At 67.6% G+C, this 25,696-nt stretch carries 21 protein-coding genes; 12 read left to right on the top strand and 9 right to left on the bottom strand.

Going from position 1 to position 25,696, the window contains the following annotated elements; all coding sequences use genetic code 11:
• Positions 1-119: 119 nt before the first annotated feature.
• Positions 120-1,637: a WXG100 family type VII secretion target gene (locus CRM90_RS30645; protein WP_233209098.1), complete on the top strand. Its 1,518-nt coding sequence runs from the start codon at positions 120-122 to the stop codon at positions 1,635-1,637.
• A 396-nt stretch (positions 1,638-2,033) separates the two neighbouring features.
• Positions 2,034-2,318: a hypothetical protein gene (locus tag CRM90_RS00680; RefSeq protein WP_233209097.1), complete on the top strand. Its 285-nt coding sequence runs from the start codon at positions 2,034-2,036 to the stop codon at positions 2,316-2,318.
• Positions 2,319-2,352: 34 nt separating this feature from the next.
• On the opposite strand, the gene CRM90_RS00675 is transcribed toward CRM90_RS00680, so the two are convergent.
• Entirely contained in the window at positions 2,353-2,844 is a 492-nt protein-coding gene (locus tag CRM90_RS00675; RefSeq protein WP_142391300.1) for a hypothetical protein, read from the bottom strand.
• A 299-nt stretch (positions 2,845-3,143) separates the two neighbouring features.
• Between CRM90_RS00675 and CRM90_RS00670 the strand changes: the two genes are divergently transcribed.
• Entirely contained in the window at positions 3,144-5,018 is a 1,875-nt protein-coding gene (locus CRM90_RS00670) for an alpha/beta hydrolase family protein (protein ID WP_353616967.1), read from the top strand.
• On the opposite strand, the gene CRM90_RS00665 is transcribed toward CRM90_RS00670, so the two are convergent.
• Genes CRM90_RS00665 through CRM90_RS00655 form a run of 3 tightly spaced genes read right to left on the bottom strand, consistent with a single transcriptional unit; the run spans position 5,015 to position 8,065 of the window.
• A complete protein-coding gene (locus CRM90_RS00665) occupies positions 5,015-6,235 on the bottom strand; it encodes an MFS transporter (RefSeq protein ID WP_158248971.1) in 1,221 nt (406 codons plus the stop codon). The genes CRM90_RS00670 and CRM90_RS00665 overlap by 4 nt on opposite strands.
• A 4-nt stretch (positions 6,236-6,239) precedes the next feature.
• Positions 6,240-6,992 carry a GAP family protein gene (locus CRM90_RS00660; RefSeq protein WP_158248970.1) on the bottom strand — a complete coding sequence of 251 codons (753 nt, stop codon included), beginning with the start codon at positions 6,990-6,992 and terminating at the stop codon, positions 6,240-6,242.
• 29 nt (positions 6,993-7,021) lie between these two features.
• Positions 7,022-8,065, bottom strand: a complete 1,044-nt coding sequence (locus tag CRM90_RS00655) for a TIGR03617 family F420-dependent LLM class oxidoreductase (RefSeq protein ID WP_102805097.1) — start codon at positions 8,063-8,065, stop codon at positions 7,022-7,024.
• Positions 8,066-8,169: 104 nt separating this feature from the next.
• On the opposite strand from CRM90_RS00655, the gene CRM90_RS00650 reads away from it, so the two are divergent.
• Positions 8,170-9,825 carry an alkaline phosphatase family protein gene (locus CRM90_RS00650; protein ID WP_102805096.1) on the top strand — a complete coding sequence of 552 codons (1,656 nt, stop codon included), beginning with the start codon at positions 8,170-8,172 and terminating at the stop codon, positions 9,823-9,825.
• A 32-nt stretch (positions 9,826-9,857) separates the two neighbouring features.
• Positions 9,858-10,712: an SDR family oxidoreductase gene (locus CRM90_RS00645; RefSeq protein ID WP_102805095.1), complete on the top strand. Its 855-nt coding sequence runs from the start codon at positions 9,858-9,860 to the stop codon at positions 10,710-10,712.
• A 15-nt stretch (positions 10,713-10,727) separates the two neighbouring features.
• Here CRM90_RS00645 and CRM90_RS00640 read toward each other — a convergent pair whose 3' ends face one another.
• A complete protein-coding gene (locus CRM90_RS00640) occupies positions 10,728-12,461 on the bottom strand; it encodes an acyl-CoA dehydrogenase family protein (RefSeq protein ID WP_102805094.1) in 1,734 nt (577 codons plus the stop codon).
• 151 nt (positions 12,462-12,612) lie between these two features.
• Here CRM90_RS00640 and CRM90_RS00635 point away from each other — a divergent pair, with 151 nt between their 5' ends.
• The 4 genes from CRM90_RS00635 to CRM90_RS30860 are packed head-to-tail and all read left to right on the top strand — an operon-like array spanning position 12,613 to position 15,373.
• Entirely contained in the window at positions 12,613-13,170 is a 558-nt protein-coding gene (locus CRM90_RS00635) for a hypothetical protein (RefSeq protein ID WP_102805093.1), read from the top strand.
• Between the two features lie 10 nt (positions 13,171-13,180).
• Positions 13,181-14,113, top strand: a complete 933-nt coding sequence (locus tag CRM90_RS00630) for an LLM class F420-dependent oxidoreductase (RefSeq protein WP_102805092.1) — start codon at positions 13,181-13,183, stop codon at positions 14,111-14,113.
• Between the two features lie 48 nt (positions 14,114-14,161).
• Complete coding sequence (locus tag CRM90_RS00625) at positions 14,162-14,767, top strand: hypothetical protein (protein ID WP_102805091.1); 606 nt, start codon at positions 14,162-14,164, stop codon at positions 14,765-14,767.
• An 18-nt stretch (positions 14,768-14,785) separates the two neighbouring features.
• The gene (locus CRM90_RS30860; RefSeq protein WP_102805090.1) at positions 14,786-15,373 is read left to right on the top strand and encodes a hypothetical protein; all 588 of its coding nucleotides are present in this window, start codon (positions 14,786-14,788) and stop codon (positions 15,371-15,373) included.
• On the opposite strand, the gene CRM90_RS00615 is transcribed toward CRM90_RS30860, so the two are convergent.
• Complete coding sequence (locus tag CRM90_RS00615) at positions 15,370-16,851, bottom strand: dynamin family protein (RefSeq protein ID WP_102805089.1); 1,482 nt, start codon at positions 16,849-16,851, stop codon at positions 15,370-15,372. The genes CRM90_RS30860 and CRM90_RS00615 overlap by 4 nt on opposite strands.
• Before the next feature lie 57 nt (positions 16,852-16,908).
• On the opposite strand from CRM90_RS00615, the gene CRM90_RS00610 reads away from it, so the two are divergent.
• Complete coding sequence (locus tag CRM90_RS00610) at positions 16,909-17,343, top strand: hypothetical protein (RefSeq protein WP_102805088.1); 435 nt, start codon at positions 16,909-16,911, stop codon at positions 17,341-17,343.
• Here the strand turns inward: CRM90_RS00610 and CRM90_RS00605 are convergent.
• The 3 genes from CRM90_RS00605 to CRM90_RS00595 form a co-directional block, all read right to left on the bottom strand.
• Complete coding sequence (locus CRM90_RS00605) at positions 17,315-19,174, bottom strand: dynamin family protein (protein ID WP_199189723.1); 1,860 nt, start codon at positions 19,172-19,174, stop codon at positions 17,315-17,317. The genes CRM90_RS00610 and CRM90_RS00605 overlap by 29 nt on opposite strands.
• An 87-nt stretch (positions 19,175-19,261) precedes the next feature.
• Positions 19,262-20,251 carry an IniB N-terminal domain-containing protein gene (locus CRM90_RS00600; protein ID WP_102805087.1) on the bottom strand — a complete coding sequence of 330 codons (990 nt, stop codon included), beginning with the start codon at positions 20,249-20,251 and terminating at the stop codon, positions 19,262-19,264.
• Between the two features lie 217 nt (positions 20,252-20,468).
• The gene (locus CRM90_RS00595) at positions 20,469-21,023 is read right to left on the bottom strand and encodes an Rv0340 family IniB-related protein (protein ID WP_102805086.1); all 555 of its coding nucleotides are present in this window, start codon (positions 21,021-21,023) and stop codon (positions 20,469-20,471) included.
• Positions 21,024-21,227: 204 nt separating this feature from the next.
• Here CRM90_RS00595 and CRM90_RS00590 point away from each other — a divergent pair, with 204 nt between their 5' ends.
• Together CRM90_RS00590 and iniR are read left to right on the top strand one after the other, a co-directional pair.
• Complete coding sequence (locus CRM90_RS00590) at positions 21,228-23,132, top strand: Hsp70 family protein (RefSeq protein WP_102805360.1); 1,905 nt, start codon at positions 21,228-21,230, stop codon at positions 23,130-23,132.
• 5 nt (positions 23,133-23,137) lie between these two features.
• Positions 23,138-25,624, top strand: a complete 2,487-nt coding sequence (gene iniR / locus CRM90_RS00585) for an isoniazid response ATPase/transcriptional regulator IniR (RefSeq protein ID WP_102805085.1) — start codon at positions 23,138-23,140, stop codon at positions 25,622-25,624.
• Positions 25,625-25,696 lie beyond the last annotated feature (72 nt).

Genomic DNA, 25,696 nt, shown 5'->3' with positions numbered 1-25,696 from the left:
GGTCAACGGCAGGGGTTCAGCATTTGTTCCCAGGACGCGCGCTCGACGCCGAGATCGACGTCAGCGTGGCCGCCTCTCGCACTTTCTCGCGCCGGCGTCGATCTCGAAGTGGCTGCCGAGTGAATACCGGCCGCGCCCGGGCAGCAGTAGGTTTGCTGGCTGTGGGGATTTCGCTCGCGGATCTGGACAGGTGGGACCCGGGGGCCATTCGCGGGGTCGCTGCCGCAGCGGGTAATCGCGCGACTCACTTTCGCGACGTCGCCCACAACCAGGGTGCGATCATCGCGAAATTGGAATGGCAGGGCGCCTCGCAGGAGGCGGCCACCGCTCGGGCACAAGTGATCAGCAACAGCCTCCTTGAGCATGCCGACGAATGCGACCAAGCAGGGCGTGATGTCTCGTCCGTGGCGTCCGACGTGGAGTCCATCAAGGCGGAGTGGTCCCGCATCCAGCGAATGGCCGACCGGTGGGGGATAACGATCGACATAGCGAACAGCTCGCTCGAGTGCTTTCACTCGGCCGACCCGACGCAACAGGCCGAAAACCAGCGGCACCTCGAGATCGTCCACGATGCGATTGTCGACCTCCTGCGGCACGCAGATTCGACCGATCGGCACCTCGCCGCCGCACTCGACAACGCGGCGTCCGAGATCGCCGACGGTGATAGCGCCGAAGCGCCGATAGCTCCCGATTCGAACCAACAGCGCAACCAAATCGACGCGTTCCGTAGGACATTCGGACGAGACCCGGTCAGCACAAGTGATTGGACGACCGCTGCCGCATTGGATCCGCACAGCTACAACCCGAAAAATCAAGGAGTAGAAGCGAATATCGTCGTGGCCCGCATCAAGCCCGTACCGGGCCAAGGTGTCGTACGCACGAATCTGTTCATTCCGAGTAAGGACGTGTGGGCGCCGGCAGTCGAACTTCCACCATTCGACAACGGCCACATGTTGCCGTACGACAACAACGTCGGCGACAACCGTGGCTTCTCCCCCTACATCGGTCCAGAAGAGTCACGCGTCGCCATCTACACCGACTTCGAAAACGGGATCATCGTCGCCCGCCAGAATCCGTCAGTCAACGCCGATACCGGACAAGTCAGGACCGGCACGCCTGACGTTTCGGCAATCCAACAATCAAACGGTGCAGTCTTGTTGCGCTACAACGCCGCCGACCCCTTCTCTCCAGGAGGCGAGGCGCCGGCGAAAGCCATCCCATTCAGCGTCAATGGCACACTAGGCATCAGCCCGGGCGCGGACGGACCACGGGTGGGTGGCACAGTCACCTCGTTCCCAGCGATTGAGATTTACAGCGACCGGGACGGAACCACCACACCGCTGCTGCAATCCTGGCCGAGCTTCACCGACGACGCTTCCGGGCCGATGATCGGTCTACTTCCTCACAAGGAGGTCGGAGACCCCATGATCATCACCAGTTTCAATAGCGTCGTCCCGCAGATCGACCCCCCGCAGCTTGGGCCGGTGCACGGACCACAAGCCGTGCCGATCACGCCGCCGCTGGCAATTGTGCCTCCGGGCAACTTCACGCCGTTCGGACCGACGACGGCAGGTGAGGTGCCAGTGATACGGACGTACACGCCATTTCAGGGCGACGAGTTCCTTGCACCGCGCTGAGACTGAGGAGTAATGACAATGGCAAGTCCAACAGTGGATCGGCGGTGGACGGCATTGCGTTCATCGCCCGCTGAACTCTGGAGGGGGCATTGACATGGCAGTGCGCGTCGTCGATTGGCGGAGAGCGACTTTGGTTGGCGCGCTCATCGGTGGAGTGTTCTGGGGGCTTGCAGCAGGTGCCGTTCTGGTTTCGAAGGCATCTGCAACGGCCGTCATCTCAATATGCGTCGCCGGGGCGGTCATGGTGATCGCCGGAGCTCTTGTGTACCGCCGCAGCGGCGGTACACACAAAGGCGCCTTTGGAATTGGGTTGATCCTGGCCCCACTCACCGGTGTGACTCCGGTGCTTGTGGTTTGGCTGCCCGGTCTATTGACGCACGCGATTTCGTGGAGAGGGTGACGGCAATCGATACACCACCACACACGACAACCGATCTCACAGCCTTCGAGGAGCAGCACCCCGTCGCGCTGCTCGTCGGCCTTTTCACCGGCTTCGCATCGGTGCTTCTGACGTTTGGATTCCTATGGCCGCTCGCTCCGCTGTTTCCCGCCGTGCTTGCCGGCGTGGCAGCGGTACTGCCCTTCAAGAGTCACTGGCACGTCGCCCGCGGTGCGTTCTATGCCTGTCTGGGGGTGCTGGCGTTCGAAGCCGTATTCGTACCAATCCTCTTGTTGAGTTGAATCGCGCGACACTCGAGCCTCAGCGCACGTCGAGCTAGCTGACACCGTCTGCTAGGTCACCGACCTGCTCGAGTTCAGCAGCGCCCCCCTCGTCCATGGCGCGGAACGACCGAGCTGCAGCCACCACATGTGCGGCCTGCGCGGTGAGTACGGAGTGGTGCTGATCGGCAGTTCGTTGCCACGCGCTGGCCATGCGCACCAGCGCATCGGCCGATGTGCCTACCCACCCGGGTTCGGCGTCACTGAGTCCAACCATGGACTCAAGGTGGGACGTCGACAGGGCTGTTACCTGCTCGCCGATAGCAGATCCGCCACCGAGCAGGCCGTCGACATCAACCTTCAAGTTGTCGGCCACGTCGTCCCTTCCGTACGGATCACCGAATTTTATGGCGCCCGCCGCGCAGGCGATAGTCGGTCTGTCGACGCCGAGATCGACACCAGCGTGGCCGCCTCCCGCACTTCCTCGCGCCAGCGTCGATCTCGACTTCGTGACCAACACTTTTGACGACGGCGTCAGACTTGCCACAGGTTGGGCGAACCGCCAGACACACCCGGGCACGTCAAGCTACTTATAGACGAATGGGTGCAGGGGCGTTTGTCGGGCGTGTCGGTGGGCTTGCAGTAGCGCTGGGGATCGGAGTCGCGATCGCCGCCGGAGCCGGACAGGCCTCAGCCGCGCCGGCCGGTTCCTCGGATTCGTCGTCCAGCACGGCAGGAGCGCACTCCTCGGCGCAACACAGCGGGGTCGCGAAGAGCGCGAGGACCGTCCATGCCAATTCCGCGACGGCCGCAAACAGGACCAGCGCGCGGCCGACCGTTCGGTCGGTGATCACGCCACGGGCCACCACGGCACCGGCTACGGCAACAGCAACCCGCACCGTGACCGACGATCCGACGGCGCCGGTCGACTCGCCGGTGACGCTGGTGCTGGCCGCCGCATCCCGCCGCGAAGCGCAGGCCACCACCCAGCCACAACGCACCGTGGCCGCCGCCACAAACACCGTGCCCACCGCCGATGTAGCCGCCGTCCCCACCGGGGTGGTGGCCATCCCGCAGATCGCGCCGTTGGCGTTCCTGCAACACATCCCGGTCCTGGGTCCGGTCGTGTTCACCCCGATCGTGGCGTTCATCCACCAGATCCCGGTCTTCGGCGACGTGCTGCATCCGCTGTTCGGTTATCCGGTGCACCCGGGAGCATCACCCAACGCCGCACAACCCCGCGACGTGAAGGTGGTCTCGTTCGACGGCACGCAGATCTACGTCCATTTCATGCCGGCGTCCGGATTGCAGGAAGGCACCCAGGCGCCGACGATCTTCTACGGACCGGGACTGGGGATGCCCGGCCAGACGAGCATCGACGGCAGCGTCGTCGACGGCGTTCTCACCAATGCTCTTGGCATGCCCAGCATCCTCGCCCTGCGCAAGGCCGGCTACAACGTCGTCACGTGGGACCCGCGCGGGGAATACAGTTCGGGCGGCCAGCTGCAGATCGACTCGCCGGACTACGAGGCCCGCGACGTGTCGGCGATCATCAGCTGGGTCGCCACCCAACCGGAGGTCAAGCTCGACGGCCAACCGTCCGACCTCGACCCCCGGATGGGTATGGTCGGCGCGTCTTATGGCGGTGGCATCCAATTGGTCACGGCGGCAACCGATCACCGCGTGGACGCGATCGTGCCGACCATCGCATGGAACAGCCTGACCAGCTCGCTCTACAAGGCTCAGTCGTTCAAGAGCGGCTGGGGAACGCTCCTGTCTGCCGTGCTGGTCCTCACGCTGGCCCGCACCAATCCGAAAATCCTCCCTGCCACCATCTACGGCGATCTGACCGGACATTTGACACCGGCAGATGTGGCGCTGCTCGAGCAGCGCGGACCGGGCCTCCCGACCGATCTCCTCAACCAGATCACCGCCCCCACACTCTTGATCGAGGGCACCGTCGACACCCTGTTCACGCTGCAGGAGGCCAACGCCAACGCACTCGCACTGATCGGCAACAACGTTGACACCAAGGTGATCTGGTTCTGCGGCGGCCACGGCCTGTGCACCAACGACCTGTTCAACACCGGTGGCGTGCTGGTCCAGCAGCGCACCCTCGAGTGGCTCGATCACTACGTCAAGCAAGACGCATCGGTGCAAACCGGTCCGCAATTCGAGTGGGTTGACCAACGGGGCCAGCACCTTTCATCGGCCTCCTACGATCTGACACCGAGCAATCCGGTGCTGGTGTCCAGCACCAAGACCCGGACCCTGCCGCTGGTGCCATTCCTGGGGGCCGGTGGGTTGTTCGGGGTGGTGCCGATCGGATCGTCACGTGCCATCGACGCGCTGAACTACACAACCTCTGCCGTCACCACGACCACCTACGTCGTCGGCGCACCGCATTTGAGCTTCACCTATTCCGGCACCGGCAGCGGAGATCACCTCTACGCCCAGCTCGTCGACAACTCCACCGGGCTGGTGCTGGGCAATCAGGTGACGCCGATCAAGGTGACGCTGGATGGAACCGAGCGCGTCGCCGACGTCGATCTTGAGATGGTGGCCCAGACACTCAAACCCGGCCAGAAGGTCACCCTGCAGGTGTTCGGGTCGTCGGCGTCCTACCGCGCGGTCGGGGCGCTGGGCTCGGTGACCGTGTCGAACCTGGAACTGTCGCTGCCGACCGTCGACCCGTCGACCATCACGGTCAACGCGGCCTAGCGGGCCGGGTTTCCGCGCCGGACGAAGTACCGGGCCACCGCGACCTGCGCGACGGCGAACACCCCGAGCACCCCGCCCACGATGCCGAATGAGCCGTAGGCGCTCCCGCCCGAACTGAACGCCCCACCGACCAGACTGTCCACTCCGACCGAGGCTGCCGTGCGGCCGAATTCCGTTGCGGCAGTGACACCGCCCGCATGTTCCAGCGGGGTCAACTCCTGGCGCCACCGGGTCAGCACCAGTCGCGCGCAGACGTTGGCCACCCCGAACAGGAACACGGCCACGACCATGACCCACAAGTTCACCGGAATCCAGCCCACGGCGAGGAGCACCGTTCCGACCACTCCGGCGAACACCCATCCGATTCCGGAGCCGCGGCGCTGCGTGAGGGTATACAGCAGCGCGCCGGCCACTCCACCGAGCGCGAACGCCGATCCGATATGCCCCACCATCTCGGGATGGTGCAACAGTCCTTTGGCGAAGAAGGCACTGAGGTCTTTGCGTAATTCGTAGAGGTGGAACAACATCAGTCCGACGACGACCATCAGAAGAGACCGGTGTTTGAGGATGTATCGCACGCCTGCCCAGGCCCCACCGTGGGTGTGGGCGCGGTCCTCGATCGGGATGGCCGGACGTTCGGGGATCGACAGGTAGCACGCCGCCGACAGCGCGAAACCGACCGGAATCACGATGTGCGACACGATTTGCGCCGACCAGATCATGAGACCGCTGAGCATGAGCGGGCCGACGACGGCCCCCAGCTCGAAGGCCAGTTCGTAGCGGGAGTTGATCTTGTCCAGCAGCCGAGGCTGGTGTCCGGCGAGCTCGAGGGGGATGGTGTGCACCGATGTGTCGACATACCCGCGGATCAGCGCCTCCGCGCTGTAGCAGACGACAGCCCACGTCAGGCTCAACAGACCGAGGGCCATCGCCGCCGGGACACCGGCCAGCACGACGCCGCGCAGTAGCGTCGCCACGGCCAGCACGCGGCGGGCGCCGAACCGCTCGGTCGGCCAGCCGCCGAGGTAGGTCCCCACCATGTGCAGCGCGGTGCCGAACGCGGAGAAGAAGGCCGCGGTGCCCAACGACCCGGATAGATCCGCAACCAGCAGTGGCTGCGCCAGATGGACGGCACTGTTGGCGACCTGGGTCAGCAGGACGCCGCTGAGCAGGCCGCCCAAGCGGGCCGGGTTGGCCTCCGCCGTACCGGGATTCACGCGGTCAGTGCTTCGGCAGGTGATCGAACGCGTTGTAGCCGACGAATGCGGCCGCGGCGAGCAGCAACAGGGCGACGATCCAGCGACCGTGCACCTTCATGATCCGCTCGTAGCCTTCCTTGATCCGGTCGGCAGCCCCCGGCCGTACCAGCTCGATCACGGTCGGCGCCAGCGCGGGGATGAGTGCGATCACCGCGAAGACGACCGCACCGAGCGCGCGTTCCGGGCGGTTGCCGATCTCCAGGATCTGATGACCGGCGGCGATCGCGATCGGGAACACCTTGGGGTGCAGTCCGCAGACCGCGAAGCCGGCCATCGCGGCACGAGTGATGCGTTGGCGGGCAGGCAGATCAGCCTTCGGATTCAGCCCGGGAAAGCGTCCGGCGAGCCGGGCGCGCAACTTTCCCGGCCGGCGCTGCGGCTTGGACACATCGGTGATCGGTTTGTGCCGCACCGCGCCGACCGCCCGGCGGATGCCGATCGCCAGCAGTGCGGCGGCGATCAGGATCCGGACGATGAAGCCGGGCCACGAGGCATGCTCGGCGGCCGACGTGTTCGGGGCGCCGGTCAGGGCGGCGATGCCCACCCCGATGCCGGTCGAGAACGCGATACCGGTGATCGCACCTGCGGAGAAAGCGAGGGTGGCCTGCCGCGGCACCACCTTGTCGCTGGCAACCACCAACCCGAGGACCAGCGTCTCGGGACTGAACAGCAACGCGACCGCGAGCGTCGCGATCACGGCGATATGTGTGCTCACGGGCTCATCCGTGCTGGCATGGCGGCAGGTTACCGCGCCGCGCGCCCTGGGCGCGCGGTGCCGTGCGAGAGTTGCCGCGCCACCTCGCCGTAGCGCTCGAAGCGCTCGTCGTCGCCGAGCGCGTTGTACAGCACGATGCGGGTCGCGGTGTCGCCGTATCTCTCGGCCAGCGCACCGGCCAGCCCGTCCCAGGTCGACTCGGTGGCGAACGTGGCGATGTGGTCGTCGGTGATCTGGGCCGCCATCCCCTTGATGTCGCCGGCCTTCTGCTTCTCGCGGATGCGGGCGGTGGTGCCGTCGAAGCCGGCCTCATCCCAGATGAACGCATAGTTGGGGGTGCTGCCGTAGAAGCTCATGGAGAACCGCACCCGCTCCCGCTCGGCCGCGCGCTCCTCGTCGGTGTCGCCGACGATGGTCATCACCGGCACGATCAGCGCGATGTCGGACGGCGAGCGCCCCGATTTCGCCGCCCCCTCAGCGACTTTGGGCACCACGTGGCGGGCGATGTAGCCGGGCTCTCCGATCGGGTGGACGTGCACACCGTCGGCAACCTCCCCGGCCATCCGAAGCATCCAGGGGTTCACCGCCGCGATGTCGACCTTCGGGTCCGGCTCGTCGATGGGTCCGGCACTCCATTGCGGCGTGATGAAGTCCAGGTTGTAGAACTCGCCGTGGTGATCGAGGGTGCCGGTGCGGAAGGCGGCGAAGCACGCCTTGACCGCCAACACATAGTCGCGCAGTCGCGGCCCCGGACGTTCGAACTGGGTGCCGTACCGCCGCACGACGTGGGTACGCACCTGGGTGCCCAGCCCCAGCCGGAAGCGTCCACCGCTGCCTTCTTGCAGTTCCCACGCGGTCGCTGCCGTGATGAAGGGGCTACGCGGGAACGCCACCGCGACACCGGTCAAGATCTGCAGTCCCGGCGCGGCTTGCGACGCCACCGCGGCGTTGAGGTACGGGGTCCGGCCTGTCTCGGTGAAGAGCATCCCGGAGAAGCCGGCGGCCTGGGTTCGTTGGGCGAGGCTGCCGATTTCTCCCAGCGGCAGCGCAGTGGTCATGACGTCGACGTCCACCGGACAGATCGTAACGGCGTCGCCGAAACGCCATGCGCGGTTGCGTCGCAGATCTAGTCTGTGCGACGGCTGTGCAATAACTGTGGGTGAGAGATCGGGGAAGCATGACGACGATCAAGCAGGTGTGTCTGGGAGTTGCGGTCGCCGGCGTGGTCGCCGGGGCTGGCTCGGCGGTCGCGACCGCGGTGGCCTCCGCGGACACCGGATCACCCGATTCACAGAGCGCATCGCGCGGGACCTCTGCGTCGACGTCGTCGGCGTCGACCGCCCGGTCACGCAAGCCGGCGGCGAAGCCCGGCAGCGCGCTCACCGGTCCGCGGCGGACGCAGGCACCGGCGGCATCGGTGGCCGCACCCGCCTCGAAGCGGACCACCGCGAGCATCGTCCCATCGAAAGTTGCTGAGGCGCTGTCATTTCCGAAGGTTCCTGCGCTGCCCCTGCCACCGTTGCCGGCTGCGCCGGCCGGCGCCAAGAGCACCGCTTACTCTTACCGGGACCGCAACGTCAGCGCCTCGGCCGTCGTCGTCACCAACAACGTGGCCGACCCGACCGACGTTCACGTCCTGGTGATCGGCGTCGACGGCACGAACATGCGGCGGATCCTGGCCCAGCCCGACGTGAACGTGAACTTCGTCAGCCTGATGAACGCCAGCACCACCGGCATCGCGTCGATCGTCGGCCACACCACGATCTCGAACCCGTCGTGGACGGCGATCCTGACCGGGGCGTGGGACAACCAGACCGGCGTCATCAACAACATCTTCACCGCCGACACGTATATGAAGTGGCCGACCGTGTTCAATCAGCTCGAGGCCTACAACTCCGACATCGACACCATGGCGATCGCGGACTGGGACGTGATCACCGACATCGCCAAGGCCGGCCTCTACCCTGTCGACACGCCCGTCTTGGTCCCGCAGGTGCCGGGTGACTCCAACTGGTCACTGACCGACGCCGAGGTGACCGCTCAGACCGTCGCGGCGATTCAGAGCGGCGAGCCGCCCAACTTCCTGTTCTCCTACCTGGTGCAGGTCGACGAGGCCGGGCATCAATTTGGCGGCGGCTCACCGCAATACGCTGATGCCATCCATCGCACCGATGAGAATCTCGGCGCGATCATGGACGCGGTCAACAACTCCGGCGAGAACTGGACCGTCATCGTCGTCACCGATCACGGCCATCAGCCGCAACTGGGCTTCGGTCACGGGTTCCAGTCCCCCGACGAGACCTCGACGTGGGTGATCGCCAACGGTGCCGGCTTCGATCCCGGTCAGATGAACCTGGCGTACTCGATCGTCGACGTAACCCCCACCGTCCTGGACCTGTTCGGCGCTCCGGCGCCGCCGGGATCCAACGGGGTGTCGTTGACGACGCTGGGTTCCAGCTCGGTCACCCCCAACGATCTCCAACAGGCGCTCACAGACGCGATCGCGCGCAACGGCTGGCCGGACATCCAAACCAACGTCGCGCTGAGCGTGCGAACGATCTTCGCGAGCATCCCGTACTTCCTGGACGGCGGCATCACCAGCCTGACTGCGACGCTGCAGGGGATCGCCGACCAGAACGTCTTCCTGATCAGCCAACTCGCCGAGGTGTCCAAGGTGGTGGTTCAGGTTCTCGGGAATCTGTCGGTGCAGGCCACCAGCGCGCTCGCCGAACTGGTGGCCTGGATGACGGGGGTGGACATCTTCGCGAAGGGCTATCCGCAGGATCCGCCGACAGTCGCGACACAAAACGAGCCGTCGGTGCTGGTGGCCTGACCACGCGGGTCCGGTGGGCCATACTCACTCGGATGGGTACCTATGTCGTCACCGGCTCCGCTTCGGGCATGGGTCGGGCGGTCGCTGAGCGACTGCGGGCCAATGGGCACACCGTGATCGGGGTGGACGCCCAGCCCGCCGACGTGGTGGCCGATCTGTCCACTCCGGCCGGTCGCCGCGCGGCCGCCGACGCCGTCCTGGCCGCCTGCGGTGGACGCCTGGACGGTGCGGTGCTGGCGGCCGGGGTCGGACCGACCCCGGGCCGTGACCAGCCGCGCCGGATCCTCGAGATCAACTACTTCGGCGTGGTGGAGCTTCTGCAGGTGTGGCGGCCGGCGCTGGCCGCCGGTGAACGCGCCAAAGTCGTGGCTTTCTCCAGCAATTCGACCACCACCATGCCGGCGATCCCGGGCCGCGCGATCCGCGCGCTGCTGGCCGGCGACGGCGACAAGGCCGCTCGGGCACTGCGCATCTTCGGCCGCGCCGCGTCGTCGATGGCCTACGGCGCCTCGAAGGTGGCGGTGAGCCGTTGGGTTCGCCGTCACGCGGTGACCCGCGACTGGGCCGGCGCGGGGATCCGGCTGAATGCCCTTGCTCCCGGCGCCATCCTGACACCGCTGCTGGAGAAGCAGCTGTCCACTCCGGCCGAGGCCAAGGCCATCCGTTCGTTCCCGGTACCGATCGGCGGTTTCGGCGATGCCGGGCACCTCGCCGACTGGGTGGTGTTCATGCTGTCCGACTCCGCGGATTTTCTCTGCGGCAGTGTTCTTTTCGTCGACGGCGGATCCGACGCCTATTTCCGGTCCGACGACTGGCCGGGCCCGGTTCCGGCGCGACGACTGGTACCGTATCTGCGGAAATTCAAAGGGTTCAAGCGCTTCTCGTGAAGCGCGTGCAGATCGCTATGGCCGCATCGCATACGCGCCGTCGTACGCTTTGACCTGCCCCCATACCCGGTCGAAGCGATCAGTGTCGGTGACCGGCTTACGCACCGCACCCAGCGCCCATTCCTGTTGCGCCGAAGTCGAATTCGCTTTACCGTGCAGCGCAACGGCGTAGGCCGAGAAGTCCCGCACCTGCACGTCGAAGATCTGGTCCACCAGATCCGGGTCGATTCCCCGCAACTGTGCCTGCTCCAGGATCAGCTGCCCGTACACCACCAGGGTGAACAGGTGACCGATGACGAGCATGAAGTCGAGGTCCTTCTGTTGCTCGGCGTCGGGGGCGGCAGTGAGCAGCAGCTGCTGCAGCGCCCGCGCCTGCTCGAGGAAGCGGGCGACGTTGGGTATCGCGGAGGCATTTTCGAATACCGGCACCCAGTCCGCGAACTGCACCTTGGATGCGCCGCGCGCCGGGCCCTGCGACCAGAAGAAGGTGTCGTCGGCAGGATCGTCGCGGGTGCCGATCTCGGGATAGTCCGCCGGGTTGAGTAGATAGTTGGGCATGAATTTGAGGATCTGGGCGACGTTGACGTGCACCGTGCCCTCCAGTCGCGGCAGCGCACCGATGAGGCGAGTGACCTGGGTGAAGTAGGTGTCACGCTCGAAACCCTTGGCGGCCATGATGTCCCACAGCTGGACCACCACCTTCTCGCCCTCGGAGGTCACCTTCGCCTTCGTGGCAGGGTTGAACAGCAGATAGCGACGGTCCTCGAGACTGGCACTGCGGAAGTAGTCGATTGCGCGATCGCTGAACAGCTTCATCGCGGCCAGCCGGGCATATGCCTCGACCAGCCCGGCCTGCACGTGCGGGAAGTCGGTGACCGGGTTGCCGTACAGGATCCGGTTGTTGGCGTGGGTGATCGCCTCGTAGAACGCGTGCTCACACATTCCGATCGACGCGGTGCACAGATTGAATTTTCCGACGTTGACGGTGTTGAGCGCCACCGAAAACGCTTCGGGCCCAACGCACAGGATGTCTTCCTCACGCACCGGATAGTCGTGCAGCGCGAACGTGCTGACGTACATCTGCCCGCGCACGACGTTGCCGATCAGCTCGTAGGCCGGGTGCGCGCTGTCTGCGACGAACCACACGTAGCCGTCCGGACCTTCGACGTCAGCCCGGCGGGAGAACACCGACACCATCCCGGCCACGTTGCCGTTGCCGATGTAGTACTTCTCGCCGCTGGCACGGAAGGCCAGGCCGTCGTCGTCGGCCGGCGTGAGGATCATGTCGGTGTCGTAGATGTCGGCGCCGTGCTCACGTTCGGACAACGCGAACGCCATCACCCCACCGGCGTCGAGCTGTGCGGCGGCCCGTTCCTTCGCTTTGATGTTGTCGCTCTGCCAGATTGGGCCCAATCCGAGGATGGTGACCTGCTCGGCGTACCAGTACGCCAGGCCGTAGAAACCGAGGATCTCGCTGAGCGCGGCGTTGCGGGAGGTGTCCCAACGCTTGTTGTCATCCCCGAGTCCGAATTCCGACGGGGTCAGGAACGTCGCGAAGATCCGCTCCTGCCCGACGAAGTCCAGGAAGTCCGACACCCATACCGCGTCGTGGTCGTCTTGGAGCAGGCGCGCCTTGCCGCGCTCCTCGAACCACCCGATCAACGCCGTGAGCTGACGCCGCGTCTCGGGATCGAACTGTTTCGGGTCGTAGGTGTTCGGGTTGAACAACAGGCGGCCGGTGTCGGTCATGGACGAACCCTTTCATCGCTGCGTCGAATCTAGCCCGATCACAGGTCACGGGTTCCGAGATCGCCAGGGTCATCACACTCGGCCCCGCGAGTCACTGGAGTCACTTCCGTCACTGCATGCGTACCCTGACATTCGACGGCAGGAGTTCGGCGTGCGGATATCCAACGGCGTGAAGGCCGGTGTGGCGGTGGTGTGGCTGATGGCGGCCGGCGCCGCGGCCGGGTGCAGCTCCACCACCGACGGTGCGGCCCGATGCCCGGGCTGCGGACCGGGCGGGGAGCCGAGCTTTCCCACCAGCAGGCCGACCGTGTCCACGCCGCTGCCGACGCCGTCGCCGACCCCGTCGCCCTCGGTGCCCAACCCGGGCGGCCAAACCCTGCCGCCCAGCGACACCGGCTACGTCTACATCGAAACCAAGTCCGGCCAGACCCGCTGCCAGCTCAACTCGGAGTCGGTCGGCTGCGAATCAAATTTCACGAACGCGCCCGCCATCAACGGCACCCCCGCCAACGGTGTCGAGGTGACCGCCGAAGGCAACTTGCGCTGGATCCTCGGCAACCTCGGCGACATCCCCACCACGACGCTCGACTACGCGACCTATCACGCGGTCGGCTGGACCATCGACGCCCGCAGCGACGGGACCCGCTTCACCAACGACAGCACCGGGCATGGAATGGTCGTCGGCACACAAGGGGCCCAGGTTTTCTAAGCTGGGCGATATGGACTTCCGCGTCTTCGTCGAACCCCAGCAAGGTGCCGCCTACACCGATCAGCTCGCGGTGGCTCAGGCCGCCGAATCTCTCGGCTACTCAGCGTTTTTCCGTTCCGACCACTATCTGGCGATGAGCGGCGACGGCCTGCCCGGACCCACCGACTCCTGGGTGACGCTGGCCGGCATCGCCAGGGAGACCAGCACGATCAGGCTCGGCACGCTGGTCACCTCCGCCACCTTCCGCCATCCGGGACCGCTCGCCATCTCGGTGGCACAGGTCGACGCGATGAGCTCAGGCCGGGTCGATCTCGGTATCGGCGCAGGCTGGTTCGACGCGGAGCACCTCGCCTACGCGATCCCGTTCCCGCCGCTGGGTGAACGGTTCGAGCGGCTGCGCGAACAACTCGACATCATCACCGGCCTGTGGACCACGCCGGCGGGCCAGACCTTCGACTACGACGGCACCCACTACACCGTCAAAGACTCGCCCGCGCTGCCCAAGCCCGTACAAGCTCCCCATCCGCCGATCATCATCGGCGGCAACGGCCCCAAACGGACGCCGGCCCTGGTCGCCCGGTACGGCGCCGAGTACAACCTCGCGTTCCCCGCCCTGGACTTCGTCGAACCCCAGTACGCCCGGGTGCGCGCCGCGCTCAGCGACGCCGGCCGCGCACCCGAGGACATCGTGTATTCCGCCGCGTTCGTGGTGTGCGCCGGTCGCGACGACGCCGAGATCAGCCGGCGTGCGCAGGCGATTTCCCGGGAAGTCGACGAACTGCGAACCAACACGCCGCTGGTCGGTACGCCCACCGAAATCGTCGACCGGTTGGGGCCGTTCATCGAGGCGGGAGTGCAGCGGGTGTACCTCCAACTGCTGGATATGTCCGATATCGACCACGTCGAACTGTTCGCCACCGAGGTGGTCCGGCAACTCGCCTGATTGCCGAACGCTGCATCGGCCCTGGCGGGCCGTTTAGCATGAATAGCCGTGGCGAAGCACGACCCCGCTGGGGATGTCGACGAGGCATCGCCCGTCCCGTTCGGTGACCCGTTCGGGCCCTATCCGGAGCAGCCGTATCCGGGGTCGGCACCTGTCGCCGACACGCCCGCGGACGATGACATCGACCCGCCGACCGATCCCGCGCTGCCGGTCGTCACCGCCGACGACGGCTTCGACCCGTTCGCTCCCGACGCGTTCTGGTTCCCGGAACGGCCGTGGTACCGCAAGAAGCAGGCGACGCTGGCGTTCGCCGCGATCGGCGTGGCCGGGGTGGCGATCCTGATCGCAGCGGTCCTCCTGGTGGTGCTGGACTCCGATGACTCGCAACCGTCCACCACCACGCCGTCGACCTCCACCAGTCTGCCGACCACCACAGCGTTGACCAGCTCTCAGCCGTCCGAGCCGCCGCCACCGCCGCCACCGCCCCCGGAGAGCCCGCCACCGGCACCACCGCAGGGCACCTGGTATCCGCGTTATCCGCAGCAGAACGACGGCGGTCGCCCCAACGTGACCACCCCGCAGACCAGGCCGCCGCAGATCAGCGTCCGTCCCACCCACCGACCGGCCTTCCCCAATCAACCGGGCGGCGGCTGACGGTTAGAATCTGAACCCGTGGCGCGCGACGGATCCCCCGACGACCCGAACAACTACTCCGACAGTGACCCGACGCAGTACGCAAACTACGGCGGTACCGGCGGCGAGGCATATAGCGACTACCAGCAATCTGGGTACGGAGCGCCGACCGGGTATGGCGACTACCCACCACCGCCCGAGCCGACCCCCTGGTACCGAAAGCCTGCGGCGCTCGTCGGCCTGGGCGTGCTGACCGCGGCCATCCTGGCCCTGCTGGTCTACGCGATCGTGAAGTTCACCGGTAGCGACGGATCCAGCCCGGCGACCACGACGACGACATCGCCGACAACGTCGACCACGGCCGCGACATCGGCGTCGGTCGCTCCGGAGCCCGGCGTCACCCAAACGGTGACCGAATCCCCGACCGCCACGCAAACCCCCGCGACGACGACGGACACGCCGACCACCACGACGACCACCGAACCGCCGTCGACCAGCACCAGTACGAGCACCAGTACGAGCACGAGCACGTCGGTGTCGACCTCGGTGAGCACGGTGACCGAGACGGTGACCACCACCAGGGAGCGACTCCTGCCGACGTTCCCGCTACCGCGGCCAGGCGGCTAAGCCCCGGCGTACATCGCGACCAGCGCCTCGGCGCTGCGCACCGCCGCACGACAGGCCCTGGTGGTGAACGGGTCGTTCAGTGGATGGTCGGCGCGACGGCGCCAGCGCTGCGCCGCCGCGAAGGCCGCGCGCGGCCCGTCGCCGAGCGTTTCGGCGGTCAATCCCAGCCGGCTGGCCGCGTCGGTGCCGGACCCGCCGATCACCCGACGCAGGGAGACCATCTCGTCTTCGGTCAAAGTCGTTGACCGAGAACGAAGTTGGCTGAGAAGCCGGAGTTCCTCGAAGGCGTGGGTGTCGGCCAGCAGCGGGTCGATGTCGGCGATGATGTACGGCGTCGCGGTGATCGGGTGCATCTCGACGAACCGGCGCAACGAGACCAGAGCGGTGTGCGCCTTGAGCAGTTCGGAGCGCTGCGCGAACTGCTGGTCGATCACATCACGCAGCGCGACCAGCCCGCTGCGTTCGAGCAGTTCGTCGGCCAGGGTGACGGAATCCGTTGCCACGCCCGCCCGCAACACCGCAATCGAGATCCGCAGGCCGAACATGCCGAACCGGTCCAGAATCTGGGCGCGGGTCTGAGCGTCCACCGGCAGGGCACTGTCCTCGCGGACGAAGCGGTCCACGGAGAGCATCGCCTTGTTCAGCTCGTTGGCGTCGACCGCCGCGAGCTTCTCCAGTGCGGCGAACTCGCTCTGCCGCAGGGTCCGGGCGGTCAGCGCCAACAGTCCCGAGACCGGAACGACCGCCTGACAGATGCCGGTCCGGTCCAGTTCACCGGTGAATCGCTGCGCGACATCCTTGGCCGACATCATCGCGTCGAGTCGGCCCGCGCCGATCTCGTCGGCCCGGGAGGCCACCCCGATCACCCCGAGTGCACCCGAGGATCCGCCGACCAGCTCCCCGATCTGCTTGAGCAGAGCGATGTCGGCGGCGTTGAGCGTGCGCAGCAGGAACACCACCGCGTCGACTCGCGGCACACCGTCCTCGGGCACCAACAGCCGCAGCGTGCGTTCGGAGACGTCCCGCGACAGCGATGACGTGCCCGGCGTGTCGATGATCGTCGCGTCGACCAGTTCGGCGGCCGGCCACTCGACGTCGAGGTCGACGATGTCGTTGGCATCCAGGCGGCCGAAGTCGAAGGTCAGCCCACCATCGCGGGCGATCGGCACATTGGAGCGCCGTCCGCCGACGTGGTTGGCGGTGACCTTCGGGATGGGGCCGTGCCGAAACCACGTGACGATGCGGGTGGCCTCGGTCGCATCGGTGGGGGCGATGTTCTCCCCCACCAGCGCGTTGACCAGCGTCGACTTGCCGGCTTTGAGCGTGCCCGCCAGCGCGATGCGGATCGGCTGGTTGAGCCGCCCGGCGATGCGGTCCAGCTCGTTGAAGACGTCGGGCCGCTCGCGGTATGCCGGTTCACCCTGGTACGCACGACGGGTGCCGCCCAGGATGGCGCGAACCTGATCGCTGGTGCTCATCGAACGACGAGTCTACGGTCCGGCGGTCCACCCGTATCACGGCTAGGATCAGCCGCCATGCCCCAGCACAAGGCGCCGTGGTACCGCTCGGCGGCTGCCACCTCGGCCGCCGGGCTGCTCGGCCTCGCGGTGGTCGCGATCCTGGTCTATGCAGTGGTGACGATGTCGAGCAAGTGGAGCAACACAGACACCGAGACCGTTCTTCCGCCCGGCACGTACATTCCGGACGCGCCGCACATCGCCAAGACCACTACGGGCTCGACGAGCACGTCCTATCCCAGCGTGCAGCTGTCGACGACCGATATCGGATTACCGGGCGAGAGCACGACCAGCGGCACGTCGTCGCCGTCGTCGAGCACGCCGACCTCGGAGATTCCACCGTCGGAGCGGGTGGCCCCGACATTCCCGGGCACCTTCCCCACCCGCGTCACCCACCCGCCGGGCACCAGATCCGGGCCGCGACTCAACGAGACTCGGTCGTCCTCGCCGTAGAAAGCGCTGCGGGAAACAGCTTTTCGGCATTGTCGATCACCTGGCCGAGAATATTGGCCTGGCGTTCGAGCTCACGGATCCGGTTGTTCCGGTCGGTCTCCTCCATCCGCGCCGCGGCGATGGTGGACTGCAACGACTCGTTGAGCGAGCGGGTGGTCTGGTTCGCGATGTCGCGGTAGTGGTCGCGCAACTGGCGCTGGACGTTCTTGAGCCGGTCGCGGGATTCCTTGGACACCACGAACAGCACGTCGTCGACGAAGCGGCGCAGGTTGGTCTTGGCCTCGTTGCGGACCCGCATCATGCGGTTCTCCATGTCCTCCTTGTAAGCCTTGCGTCCGAGCAGCAGACCCGCACCCAACGACAGCGGGTTGAACATGCCCAGACCGGCCACCGAGGTGAGCATGCCGAACATCAGCACGCCGCCGTAGGAGCCACGCATGCTGGTGATCACCTTGTGGCCCTTGCCGATCGGCTTCGATTCGAGGCGGGCCAGCGATTTGAGCCGACCGACGCCGGCATTCATCTCGGCAGCACTCACCTCCGGCATCTTGATGGCGTCCAGTCCGGCCTCGACGAACGTCCGCGCGACGTCGGCGGCCAGCGCCTCGGCACGCTGGTAGGCCCACACGAAGTTGTCGCCGACGGCGTTGGCAACCGAATCCTCCACCTCCGCACCGATTTCCGCCCAGTGCTGGGTGGGGTCGCCCTCGTCGATGACGCTCTCGATGTGCTGGGTGATGGCCCGGAACCGGGCGCGCAGATCGTGCTCGACGTCGGCGGTCAGATCGGCGATGCCGTCGTTGAGGACCTGCTGCCACAATGCGGTCTGCTGCAGGGCGTCCTGCGCTTCCTGCTTGCGGCGCTCAAGGTCCTCGGTGAGCCGGCGCGCCTGGTCCGGGTCGCTGAGCGCCGAGAGCTCGGAGTTCACCGATAGGTTGAGATGTTCTGCTGCCGAGCGTATTTCGCCGACCACATGGTCACGCACTGCATCGCTCTCGCGGGACAGCACCTTCTCCGACAGCCAGGCGACGATCGCCGGGAAGTTCGATTCGTCGTTGAGTTCCTTGTCATTGAGCTGGATCGCGTGGCTGCGCAGCAGAGAGGATGCCGGGATCAGCGGCAATTGCAGTCCGGCGCGCTGCAGATGCGCGGTGTTGGCGGAGACGATCTCGCGCCAGTACGGGTAGAGGTCGGTCTTGGTGGCGACGACAGCGCCGACCGGGCAGATCTCATGGGCCTGGCGGATGAACCGCATCTCGGGTTCGGTGAATTCCTGGCTGGTGTCGCTGATCATCAGCATCGCGTCCGCGTCCGGGAGCAGCCCAAGAGTGGACGACAGGTGCGGCTGGCCGTGGCCGCCGACACCGGGGGTGTCGATGAACGCCAGACCGCCCTGCAGCAGCGGACTGGGTGCGCCGACCTCAACCCGCAACACCTCCCGGCCCTGCGCCTGCGGGGCGCGGCGCAGGTCGTGGCGGATGTCGTCGATCGGGATGTCGATGCTCTGCGGCGGCATACCCTCGCCGACCGAGACGATCAACCGGGCCGACGGCTGCTCGGCATAGCTGATCACGGTGACCAGCGCGGTGGTCTCGTCGTCGCCGACCCGGGCCACCGGCATGTTGAGCAGGGAGTTGAGCAGCTGGCTCTTGCCCTGCTTGAGCTGGCCCGCGATGACCACCCGGATCTGCGGGTCGGTGATGCGCTCTTTGGCGACGGCCAGCCGGGCAACCAGATCGCCGCGGTCGTTGAGGTCGGCGATCGCGCTGGTGTGATCGATCAGCTCGACGATCACCTTCACCCGGCGCGGGTCTTGCTGTGGTTGCGTCACGTGTCCTCCCAGTCGTCCACCGTATGCGCAGGCAAGCGGCGGGAACCTCCAGACTTGCTGAAGGTCCCCGCCGTCGCCGGATTTGCTCTACAAACCCAGCAGGTGATTGCCAGACGCCAACGCCATGTCGTGGCTGTTGTCGAGGTGACTGTTCACCAGCGTGGTGTCGTGACCGGCATCGAACAGCGAGTGGCTGGACGAGTCATGTGTCGAGCTGTCGACGACCGAGTGCACCGAGTTGTCGGAGTGGTCGGTCACCGTGGTGGTGGTGGTGGTGTGGGTCGCGGTGTTGACCGGCGAGCTGGCGGTGTTGCCGCTGTTGGTCGACGGGTGGTTGTCGACGATCGTGATGCCGCCGCCGCCTGCGTTGCCGCCGGAGGCGTGCCCGCCGCCGAGGCCGATCAGGCTGCCGCCGGCCGACGCTCCGCCGCCGTTGCCACCGCTGGCGTCGACGTCGTGCAGGACTGTGCCGCTGTTGTCCTTGATCACGGTGCTGCCGCCGGTGGCGGTGGTGCCGTCATCGTGGATGTGGCTGTGGCCGATCGCGACGTTCGAGCCGGTGCCGGCGACCACGTGCCCGTTGTTCACGTCGTTGCCGTTGCCCAGGACCGCGCCGTCTCCGCTGACGATGTCGCCCTTGTTGTGGCCGTCGACCACCACGCCGCCATTGGTGGCGGTGTTCGTGGTCTTGTTGCCGAAGGTGATGTCGCCGAAGCCGAGGTTGAAGCCACCCTGCTGGGCGTTGCCGCCGGCGTTCTGGTCCGGGCTCAGCAGCGAGGTGTCGTTGTGGCTGGCCAGGTCGGTCTGCGGCGCGAAGGTCGGTGACGGCGCGTAGACCGGCTGGTAGGCGGGCGCGAAGCCGTACTGGTTGGACACCGCGCGCTGCAGGCCGACAACCGGGTCGCCGCCGCCGAGCACCAGGCCGGGAACGGCGGTGGCGGCCAGCGTCGACACCTGAGCGGCGGACACACCGGCGAACCCGGCGTCGCGCATGGTCTGCTCCGGCGCGGCGACGAACGCACGTGCGGCGTCCTCGTTGCGGAACAGGTCGAGGATCCAGTCGAGGAGAGAGAGCATGGTCGGACCTTTCGGTGTGTTCGCCGGTGACTCCGGCGATCTGGAGACCACGTTATGGACGCGACGGTAGGGCGAAAACGGGGCCGAAACCCCTCTTCACCACGCCCCCACTAGGGCTGGTCAGGGGTGGGGGTTTAGGGGATTAGGGGGTCCCTAGGGAAGGCCCCAGAAACGACAAATCCCCACGTCACTGCGGACGTGGGGATTTGCCGGGGGATCAGAACAAGTCGAAGCCGGCGTGGTCTTCCGGCGCCGCGAGGCTGGCGCCATGGTTGTCGTCGACGTGGCCGTGGTCCCACGCGGACGGATCCGTCCACTCCTGGCCTGCGTCGGGGGTGACGCCGTGGTCGAGCGCGGTGTCGGCGAGCTGCGACGCGGTGTCGGGCAGGTTGAGGGCACCGGGGTCGACACCGAGATCGGTGATCAACCCCGGGGCCTGATCCGCGTGCTGGGCGACATCGGTGATCACCGAATGGACCTCGGGCGCGGTGGCGGCCGCGGGCAAGTGATCGAAGGCGTCGAATGCCGCCGTCGCCGCTCCGCTCGCCCACACATTGCCGTCGCCCGCTCCGGCCGCGGGACCGAAGCCGGCTCCGGCGAGCGGGCCCGACAGCGAGTCGGCGACCATCGGAATCAGGTTGTTGACGTCGGCGCTGGTCACATCGGTCAGGTGGGCGTCGGCGATGGCGCCGCCCGGGTCCGCGGCGTAGCGTGCGGCGGCGTCGGGATCTCGCACGAGCGACATCACGAAGTCGAGCAACGAATTTGCCATGGAAACGCCTTCTCTCCTGCCACCGATAGTCACAGTGGAATCCCAGCTGCTGCCAAGAATGTTATCGGCGGACACGCGTGCCGTGATCGGTGTCGAAGCCGCTCGAACCGCGGCACCGTTAGGGGGTGCAGCCTTAGGGGTTCGGAAGGCATTAGGGGATATGGTGATGACGGCTGCCGGCCAGGCAACGGAGGGATGTGCGAATTGAGCGACTCGCTGGGGTTGTCGATCGGAGCGACCAACCTGGCGGCGGCGCGTCCAGGCCGCCAGCCGATGACCCGCCGGTCGGTGTTGACGTTGTGGGACAACCGGCCCCCCGAAGTCGGCGTGCCCTCCCAGAACCCGGAGCTGACCAGCCCGAATCTCACCGAGGCCGGCCAGGTGTTCCGCGGCTTCGTGGAGCGGGCGGGCGATCCGGTGCCGTTGGTGGCCGCCGACGGTTCGCCGCATCGCGGCGAGGACTTGATTGCCGACGCGCTCGAGGCGATGGCCCGCGCCGCCGACGACGGCTCACCGGCCTCCACTGTGGTCGTCGCGGTCCCCGCGTACTGGGGTGCCGGCGCCGTTGGCGCTCTGCGTGGCGCGCTGCGCACCCGGCCTGCCCTGTCCCCCAACGGTATTCCACCGACGCTGATTTCCGATGCGACGGCCGCGTTGGCCGCCCTGCAGGCCGATCCGGGTCTTCCGTCCCAAGGGGTGGTGGCCCTGTGTGACTTCGGCGGCAGCGGTGCCAACATCACCCTCGCCGACGCCGGCGCCAACCTGCAGCCGATCGGCGAGACGGTGCGCGTCACCGACCTCTCCGGCGACCATCTCGACCAGGCCCTGCTGACCCAGGTGCTCGGCGGCATCCGCGATCAGGCCAACGTCGACCCGGCCAGCACCAACGCGGTCGGTGCGCTGACCCGGCTGCGGGACGAGTGTCGCCAGGCCAAGGAGCGGCTGTCCTCGGAGACCGCAACGGTCATACCTGCCGAACTGCCCGGCTTCCGCTCCGATATCCGGGTCACCCGCCCGGAACTGGAGGCGTTGCTCGCCGAGCCGCTCGCCGGTTTCCTGGACGCACTCGGAGATGTGTTGGAGCGCAATAGGATCCCTGCCGCTAACCTTGCCGCGGTCGCCACCGTCGGCGGCGGCGCCGCGATACCGCTTCTGACGCAGCGGCTTTCCGAAGAACTGCGCGTTCCGGTGATTACCACACCGCTGCCGGGTCTCAATGCGGCTATCGGATCGGCCGTGATCGCCGCGCGCGGCGGCGCACCGGATGCGCCGACGGGGATGGCGGTGGCCGCCGCCGACGCACCGACCGGGCTGGCTCCGGCGGCGTGGGCGGCCGGGACTGCGGGAGCCGCCGCAACCGAATCGGCCACCGACGGCTCGCCGTCGGCGACGTTCCGCGCGCTGGCCTGGTCGCAGGACGATGCGCCCGGCGCGGAGCCGGTGCCGTATTCCGGTGAGGACTACACCTTCGATTACGCCCAGCAGGCGCAGGCCACCGGGATGCGCCCGGTGGTCGAGTTCGAGCCGCCGGACGAGCAGACCGAACTGGTCGCCGCGCCGGTGCCGTGGTACCGGCGCCCTCCGCTGCTGTTCGGTATCGCCGCGGCGCTCGCGGCAGTGGCGGTCGGCGGACTGGCGATCACTCTCACGAGTGCGGACAGCACACCGACGACCACGACCACCCGGGTCACCAAACCCGGCGATCCCACCGAGGCGCCGGTCACGAGTGTCGTTCCGCCGCAGACGGTCACGATCACCGGCAACGACGGGCAGCCCACCGAGTCGACGATCCCGGCGACCACCACGGTGATCCCGACGACAACGACGACCCCACCCACCACCACGACCACGACGACCACACCGTCGACCACTACGACGACCACGACAACCACCACCACGACAACTACGACCACCACCACGCCGCCGACCACCACGACCACCACCACCCAACCGCCGACCACGACCACGCAGCCGCCGACCACCACCACCCAACCGCCGACGACGACGCAGCCGCCACCGACCACCACCGTCAAGCCCATCACCACAACGGTCGCTCCGCCGACCACCCGCGACATCATCACTGGCGTGACGTCGCCGCCGGGGGCCTAACGCCGGTGCCCGATTCGATTCCAGTGCAAGACCTTTCGCCAACCGTCCACGAGGCGCTCAGCGTCCTGGGGTCGGAGCCGGTCAAGATGCTGGTGACCGGAGGGGTCGGCACGGGCAAAAGCACGCTGCTCGGCGCGGTGCGCGACGCTCTGCGCGGCGCAGGTTCCGCGGTCGTGACCCGTGCGCCGGCGGACGGCGGCCCTACCGATGCCGCCGTGGTGGTCGACGACGCGCACCTGCTGCCCGCGGTCGAGTTGCAGCGGCTCGCCGCGGTTTCCGCCGATCCGTCGTCAACCGTCGTGGTGGCGGTACAGCCCCGCGACCACGACGAGGACCTGCAGGCGTTGATGACGTCGATCGAACGTGAGCGGCCTCGAATTTCCCTGGGCCCGATGACATCTGCCGAGATATCCCGGCGGATGACCGACCCGTCCGGCCATCCGCCGCGCACCGAGTTGGTGACGAGCATTGTCGTCGCGACGGCGGGCATCCCGTTTTTGGTCGACGCGGCGCTGGCCCCCCCTCGCCCGTACTCGGCGGCGTCGATCGGACAGGCTGCGCTCTTCGCGCTCAACGACCGGCTGCGCCGGCTCGCCGAACCCGACCTCGACGCGTTGCTGATCGCCTCGCTCAGCCGCGATCTCGGTGCCGCTGATCTGGCAGCGACACTTCAGGTTTCGCCCGATGAGGCCAGGCTGCTGATCGATCGGGCCCGCGCCACCGGACTGATCGAACCAGCGCACAGTCCGCACTTCCTGCGCGCGGTGCACCGCGCCGTCGCGCAGATTCTCGGCAACGCGCGCCACCACGACGTCGAGACCGCGCTGCTGCGCTCGCAGATCGCGATGAACACCCTGTCGCCGGACCTGGCGCTGCGGTTGGCCGAACACGGTGTGCGGGACGAACAACTGGCCGAGGTCCTGCGCCGCCAGGCCTGCGCAGGTCGCGCCGACCCGGCTCTGCTGCGCGCCGCAGTCGATGCCGGCGCGGTCGAACTGCGGGCACAGCTGGCCGATGCGCTGGCTCTGGCCGGCGAATCCTCGGCAGCGGCAAGCGAAGCGGACAGTCTCTTGGCGTCGGACGATCCTGCCGAGCGAGCAGCGGCGGTCCGGGTGGCCGCCAGTGTCGCGATGCTGAACGGCAACTCGGCGCAGGCGTCCGAACTCTTCAGCTGGCTCGGCCCCTACCCGGACACATCGGTGAGCGCGGCAGCGACGATCGTTCTCACCGGGGCGGGCGATGCCGCCGGCGCCGAACGCGCACTGGCCGTGCCCAGCGCGGGCCCCCCGACCGCGGCCTCCCGCGCAGCGCGCACGCTGGCCGAGGGTCTGCTGGCGACGTTGCAGGGCCCGTATTCGACGGCGGCGACCAAACTCGGCGCGGCGATGGCCGCGGAGTATTCGGCGGCCCAGGTCCTTCCGGACAGCCCGGCGGCTCTGGTCACGCTGGCCGCGCTGCACGGCGGTGACCCGGTCCGCGCCCGCAGCGTGATCGCCCGCGCGGTGCGCGCCGACCGGGACGCCGACGAACCGCTGTACGGCCATCGGCACCGCCTCCTGCTCGGCTGGACCAAGATGCAGGACGGTCAATTCGCGGCTGCTGCCGCCGACATCGCCGGACTCGACGGCACGCATCGTCGGGATGCGCTGTGGACGGCGGCACTGCGCACCGCGCTCGCCCGCCGCGGCGGCGATGCCGGCGCCCTGCAGAAGCACTGGTACGCCGCGATGGAGGTGTTGGTCGAGTATTCGGTCGACCTGTTCTCGTTGCTGCCGCTGGGTGAGCTGTGGGTGGCGTCGGCACGACTCGGCCAGCAGGACCGGCTGGCGCCCGCTCTCGAGCAGGCGTTCGGGCTGCTGGAGTCGCTGGGCAATCCGCCCACCTGGTCGGTGCCGCTGCGCTGGGCCGGCGTGCACGCCGGGATCCTGGCCGGCGATCCGGCCGCGGTGGCCCCGCATGGGCAGGCGCTGACCGCCGCCGCGGCGCACAGCCCGTTCGCCAAGGCGCTGGCCGTGGCCGGCCGGACCTGGTTGCGGGTGCTCGCCGGACAGGTCGAGGGCGACGAGGTCGGCGCCGCCGCCCGCGGACTGGCCCAGTTCGGATTGACTGCCGATGCCACCCGGCTGGCCGGTCAGGCGGCGCTGCAGACCTCCGACCCCAAGGTGTCGGGACTGATGCTGCAGGTCGCCCGCGACCTGAAACTCTCAGCCGGCGACAGCGGGGGCGAGGACGGCCGGCAGCCGCTGGTGTCCGAGGCGTCGGGGCCCACACCCGCGGGCGCACGACAGGCGTCCTCCCCGCTGTCGGATCGTGAGCGCGAGGTGGCCGAACTGCTGTTGCTGGGCATGCCTTACCGCGATATCGGCGCGCAGCTGTTCATCTCCGCGAAGACCGTCGAACACCACGTCGCCAGGATCCGGCGTCGTCTCGGCGCGGAGTCCCGTTCGGAAATGCTGTCGATGCTTCGGGCGATTCTGTCGCCGCAGAGCTGAGACCCACAGCCGCGCGCAGCCCTAGTTAGGACAGCCTTTGTAGCGGCGCCAAATGCCGAGATGCAACTATGA

The organism is Mycobacterium sp. ENV421 (assembly GCF_002887815.1).
Classification (GTDB): domain Bacteria; phylum Actinomycetota; class Actinomycetes; order Mycobacteriales; family Mycobacteriaceae; genus Mycobacterium.
Note: the sequence above shows the minus strand (reverse complement) of the source record. Positions and strands in the feature narration are given on the sequence as shown.

What these genes read in the sequence shown, in the direction of transcription:
- CRM90_RS00650 (WP_102805096.1), top strand. Translation starts at nt 8,170, where the DNA reads ATGACGACGATCAAGCAGGTGTGTCTGGGAGTTGCGGTCGCCGGCGTG.
- CRM90_RS00645 (WP_102805095.1), top strand. Translation starts at nt 9,858, where the DNA reads ATGGGTACCTATGTCGTCACCGGCTCCGCTTCGGGCATGGGTCGGGCG.
- CRM90_RS00640 (WP_102805094.1), bottom strand. Translation starts at nt 12,461, where the DNA reads ATGACCGACACCGGCCGCCTGTTGTTCAACCCGAACACCTACGACCCG.
- CRM90_RS00630 (WP_102805092.1), top strand. Translation starts at nt 13,181, where the DNA reads ATGGACTTCCGCGTCTTCGTCGAACCCCAGCAAGGTGCCGCCTACACC.
- CRM90_RS00615 (WP_102805089.1), bottom strand. Translation starts at nt 16,851, where the DNA reads ATGAGCACCAGCGATCAGGTTCGCGCCATCCTGGGCGGCACCCGTCGT.
- CRM90_RS00610 (WP_102805088.1), top strand. Translation starts at nt 16,909, where the DNA reads ATGCCCCAGCACAAGGCGCCGTGGTACCGCTCGGCGGCTGCCACCTCG.
- CRM90_RS00600 (WP_102805087.1), bottom strand. Translation starts at nt 20,251, where the DNA reads ATGCTCTCTCTCCTCGACTGGATCCTCGACCTGTTCCGCAACGAGGAC.
- CRM90_RS00595 (WP_102805086.1), bottom strand. Translation starts at nt 21,023, where the DNA reads ATGGCAAATTCGTTGCTCGACTTCGTGATGTCGCTCGTGCGAGATCCC.